We start from the raw sequence: 4219 nt of genomic DNA, 5'->3' as shown, positions 1-4219 counted from the left end.
TGGCGTCGATGTTCGAGAAATTGCAACTCGCGTCACGCCTGAACGACAGCCAGAACTTCCCCTATTTGCGCACCCACCCGTTGACCAGCGAACGCATCGGCGAGGCGCGCTCGCGGCTCGGCGTGGCCGGGGCCAGCGCGCTCGGCGCCCGGTCGCTGCTCTATGCCATGGTGCGTGCGCGCGCGCGCGTGCTGATGGATCCGCGCGAAGGCAGCCTGCAGCGCGTGCAGGAGTTCGACACCGAGCGCGCCCAAACGGCCACCGCCGAGCCGGCCGACAAGCTCGGCGCGCTTTACGGCAGCGCGCTGGCCTCGCTGCTGCGCCGCGATTTCGCGCGCGCCGACGCAGCGCTTGCCGCGGCACGGCCGCTGGCCGAGGGCGAGCCGGCGGCGCTCGCCGTGCTTGACCAACTGGTGTTGCAAGGCCTGCTCGAGCGTGGCGACGCGGCACGCGCGGGCAAGCTGCTCCAAACCCTGCTCGCCGCGCCCGGTGCCGCCGCGTCGCGGCCGCTGCTGATGGCACAGGCGCAGCACTCGCTGCTCGCTGGCGCCCCGGCCGACGCGGCGCTGCGCTCCAGCGAACGGCTGCAGACCTGGGTGGCGCTCCATCCGGCCGACGCGCTGGCCTGGGGCCATCTGGCGCAACTGTTCGAGCGCTCCGGCCAGCGCCTGCGCTCGGTGCGTGCCGGGGCCGAAGCACGCGCGGCGCTGGGCGACGTGCTGGGCGCCATCGAGCGCCTGCGGGCGGTGCAGCGGCTGGCGCGCACGGCCACCGGCAGCGACGTGATCGAGGCCTCGGTGGTCGAGGCGCGCCTGCGCGACCTGGAGGCCCAGCGCAAGCAGATCGTGGCCGAGGAGCGTGGCGAGTCGTGAAATTGAGCCGACAGGGCCGGCGGGTCAGGCGCGGCGCCTGAACAGCTGCTCGAGCGCGGCGTCGATCACCAGGCCGCACAGGCTGTAGATCAACGAGCCGATCAGCGCCGCGACAAAGCCGTTGACGGCGAGGCCGGGCAGCAGCTGCGCGGCCCAATAGAACATCAGCGCGTTGATGACGAACAGGAACAGGCCCAAGGTCAGCACCGTCACCGGCAAGGTCAGCAGCACCAGCAGCGGGCGCACGATGGCGTTGAGCAAGCCGAGCACCAGTGCTGCGACCATCGCGGCGCCGAAGCTCTGCACCGTGACGCCGGGGTAGAGGTGGGCCACCAGCAACAAGGCAGCGGCGAGCAAGGTCCAGCGGGCGAGCGTTTTCATGCGCCAAAGGATAACTGCCGTGCGGCAAGGAGGCGGCTTCGGGGCCGGCCGCGCGCCACCGAAAAAAGGGCGGCCCGCGGGCCGCCCTTGGCATAGAACACGCCGCGCGCGTCGCGCGACGATCCGGCGTCAGACCACGCTCAGGCGCACTTCGATGTTGCCGCGCGTGGCGTTCGAGTAAGGACACACGCCGTGCGCCGCCTCGACCAGCGCCTGGGCGTCGGCGCGCGCCATACCGGGCACGCTGACGGCCAGGTCGACCTCGATGCCGAAGCCCTGCGGAATCTGGCCGATGCCGACCTTGCCGGTGACCTGGATGTCGGCCGGAAGCGTGATCTTTTGCTGGCCGGCGACGAACTTCATGGCGCCGATGAAACAGGCCGCGTAACCCGCCGCGAACAGCTGCTCGGGGTTGGTGCCGACGGCGCCATTGCCGCCCAGCTCCTTGGGCGTGGTCAGCTTCACGTCGAGCACGCCGTCGGACGATGCGGCCTGGCCTTCACGGCCGCCGGTGACGCTGGCTTCGGCGCGGTAGAGAACTTTGTCGATCTTGTTCATGGGGCTTCCTTTTCAAGGGGGTGGGGTGCGGCCCGGGCGGGTCGCGGCGGGGAAACTGGATCATTGTCACGGCCGTCTCGGGCGCCGCGACAACCCCGCGCCGGTCATTTTCAACGCGGGATCAATTAAATTGTACACAAAACAATTGCACGCGATAACGCAGCACGAGCGCGAACTGACGCGCTGCAGCGACACAATGCGCCGCAGACGGGGCCGAATGCCGGTTTTCCATCGACAAACCGCTTCTCAATCTCATACCTGCGCAGTACCATTCGCGCCGCAGGGTCGTCGAGGAAACGAGTGCTCATGCGGCACTCGCCCGAAGCCCGGCACATCAACAACTCTTGATGGAGTGATCAACATGGCAACTGCGAAGAAAGCCGCCGCCAAGAAGGCGCCGGCAAAGAAGGCTCCGGCCCAAAAAGCCGTCCCGGCCAAGAAGGCGGCAGCACCGGCCAAGAAGGCGGCGCCGGCCAAGAAGGCAGCACCCGCGGCCAAGAAGGCGGCACCGGCCAAGAAGGCGGCAGCACCGGCCAAGAAGCGCACGCCCAACGCGGCGTTCATGAGGGCAATGACCCCCAGCGCCGCGCTCGCCGCGATCGTTGGCGACAAGCCGCTGCCGCGCACCGACGTGACCAAGAAGGTGTGGGAATACATCAAGAAGAACAAGCTGCAGGACGCGGTGCAAAAGCGCGTCATCGTGGCGGACGCGAAGCTGAAGGAAATCTTCGGCAAGGCGCGTGCCGACATGTTCGAAATGACCAAGATGATCAACAGCCACCTGCGCTGAACGATCCTCGAAGTCGCTTCCAAAGCCCGGTTCGCCGGGCTTTTTTGTTGGGGCGAGCAACGGGCGCGGTCCTCTCCCCCGGTATCGTGAAGAAAAGGGCAGACCAAGCGCTGGCATCGCTCCCGCTCGCGGGAGAGGGCCGGGGTGAGGGGGTCGATCGCAGTCGCCCGGCCCCCTGACCCCCATCCCAGCCTTCCCCCAGCGGGGGAAGGAGCGAATGCAGGAGCGCTGCTTGCCGAAGGCCCCCTCTAGCCGCGCTTGAGCCGCCGCTCCAGGAAGTCGAGCCGGTCCTGGCCCCAGAAGATCTCGCCCTCGACCACGTAGCTCGGTGCGCCGAACACGCCGGCCTCGACGGCGGCTTGCGAGTCGGCCTCGTAGCGCTCCTGCACCGTCTGCGAATGGGCCATTTCCAGGCGTTTGGCCGGCAGTTCCCGCTCGACCAGCAGCGCGGCAAGCACCGCCTCGTCGGCGATGTTGCGGTCTTGCTCCCACACGGCGCGCAGGATGCTGTCGGTGAGCGACATGGCGGCATGCGTGCCGTCGTGCAGGTCGACCGCGATGATGAGCCGCGCCGCGTCGTCGGCCGGCACCGGAAAGTACGTGGGCTCGATGTTCATCGGCACATGCAGCCACTCGCTGAAGCGCCTGAGTTCCAGCAGCCGGTAGGCCTGGCGCTGCGGCGCGCGCTTGCCCAGCGGCAGCCCGCCCGACACCGGGAACACCTTGCCGCCCAGGTCGACCGGCATCACCTTGATGCTGGCGCCGGCGGCACGCGCGATGTCCCAGAAGCGCAGGTGGCCGAGGTAGGTGTAAGGCGACTGCGGCGCCAGGTAGTAGTCGATTTGCAGGCTCATGCGGGTCTCCTCGGGGGGGTGCGGGTCCGCGCGACCTGGTGCCGTGCGGAGGTGCCGATGATCGGTAAGCAAGCGCCGTTCACGCGGTCGGCAAAGTCTAGCCAGCAAGCCGCTGGGGCGCTTTTGCGCTTCCCGCCGGCCGCCCCGGCTTTGTGCAGCCCCGGCTGGTCCCCATCGCAAGCTTCCTCCAGCGGGGGAAGGAGCAAAAAACCGCATCGGGCCGCAAGCCAAGGACTTGTTGTTTCAGCAAAACGTTTCTTCCTAGTTCGCCAGCAGCGGCCGCAGGTACCGCCCGGTGTGGCTCGCCGGGTTGGCCGCGACCTCCTCCGGCGTGCCCACCGCCAGTACCTCGCCGCCGCCGGCACCGCCCTCGGGGCCCATGTCGATCAGCCAGTCGGCGGTCTTGATCACGTCCAGGTTGTGCTCGATGACGACGAGCGTGTTGCCGGCGTCGCGCAGTTGGTGCAGCACGCCCAGCAGCAGGTCGATGTCGGCGAAGTGCAGGCCGGTGGTGGGCTCGTCCAGGATGTACAGCGTGCGGCCGGTGTCGCGCTTGCTCAGCTCCAGCGCGAGCTTGACGCGCTGCGCCTCGCCGCCCGAGAGCGTGGTGGCGCTCTGGCCGAGCGTGATGTAGCCCAGGCCCACGTCGAGCAAGGTCTGCAGCTTGCGCGCGATGGTCGGCACGGCGCTGAAGTAGGCGTGGGCGTCCTCCACGGTGAGCTCGAGCACCTCGGTGATGTTCCTGCCCTTGTAGAAGATCTCCA

The 4219-nt window shown here is 68.5% G+C and carries 4 protein-coding genes and 2 pseudogenes; 2 read left to right on the top strand and 4 right to left on the bottom strand.

Annotated elements, in window-relative coordinates; genetic code table 11:
* Positions 1-872 (top strand): annotated as a pseudogene (locus tag RMO12_RS05795) (hypothetical protein); the annotation flags it as partial.
* 24 nt (positions 873-896) lie between these two features.
* Here the strand turns inward: RMO12_RS05795 and RMO12_RS05790 are convergent.
* Positions 897-1253 carry a phage holin family protein gene (locus tag RMO12_RS05790; RefSeq protein ID WP_309625859.1) on the bottom strand — a complete coding sequence of 119 codons (357 nt, stop codon included), beginning with the start codon at positions 1251-1253 and terminating at the stop codon, positions 897-899.
* Between the two features lie 129 nt (positions 1254-1382).
* A complete protein-coding gene (locus RMO12_RS05785) occupies positions 1383-1811 on the bottom strand; it encodes an organic hydroperoxide resistance protein (RefSeq protein ID WP_309625858.1) in 429 nt (142 codons plus the stop codon).
* A gap of 361 nt (positions 1812-2172) precedes the next feature.
* Between RMO12_RS05785 and RMO12_RS05780 the strand changes: the two genes are divergently transcribed.
* Complete coding sequence (locus tag RMO12_RS05780; RefSeq protein WP_309638556.1) at positions 2173-2601, top strand: SWIB/MDM2 domain-containing protein; 429 nt, start codon at positions 2173-2175, stop codon at positions 2599-2601.
* Between the two features lie 248 nt (positions 2602-2849).
* On the opposite strand, the gene RMO12_RS05775 is transcribed toward RMO12_RS05780, so the two are convergent.
* Both RMO12_RS05775 and RMO12_RS05770 read right to left on the bottom strand, forming a co-directional pair.
* Positions 2850-3455 (bottom strand): 2-hydroxychromene-2-carboxylate isomerase, encoded by a 606-nt coding sequence (locus RMO12_RS05775; RefSeq protein ID WP_309625857.1) that lies wholly within the window; start codon positions 3453-3455, stop codon positions 2850-2852.
* 261 nt (positions 3456-3716) lie between these two features.
* Positions 3717-4219: pseudogene (locus RMO12_RS05770) on the bottom strand (excinuclease ABC subunit UvrA); the annotation flags it as partial.

It is taken from the genome of Methylibium sp. (assembly GCF_031393925.1).
Classification (GTDB): Bacteria; Pseudomonadota; Gammaproteobacteria; order Burkholderiales; family Burkholderiaceae_C; genus Methylibium.
Note: the sequence above shows the minus strand (reverse complement) of the source record. Positions and strands in the feature narration are given on the sequence as shown.

What these genes read in the sequence shown, in the direction of transcription:
- RMO12_RS05790 (WP_309625859.1), bottom strand. Translation starts at nt 1,253, where the DNA reads ATGAAAACGCTCGCCCGCTGGACCTTGCTCGCCGCTGCCTTGTTGCTG.
- RMO12_RS05785 (WP_309625858.1), bottom strand. Translation starts at nt 1,811, where the DNA reads ATGAACAAGATCGACAAAGTTCTCTACCGCGCCGAAGCCAGCGTCACC.
- RMO12_RS05780 (WP_309638556.1), top strand. Translation starts at nt 2,173, where the DNA reads ATGGCAACTGCGAAGAAAGCCGCCGCCAAGAAGGCGCCGGCAAAGAAG.
- RMO12_RS05775 (WP_309625857.1), bottom strand. Translation starts at nt 3,455, where the DNA reads ATGAGCCTGCAAATCGACTACTACCTGGCGCCGCAGTCGCCTTACACC.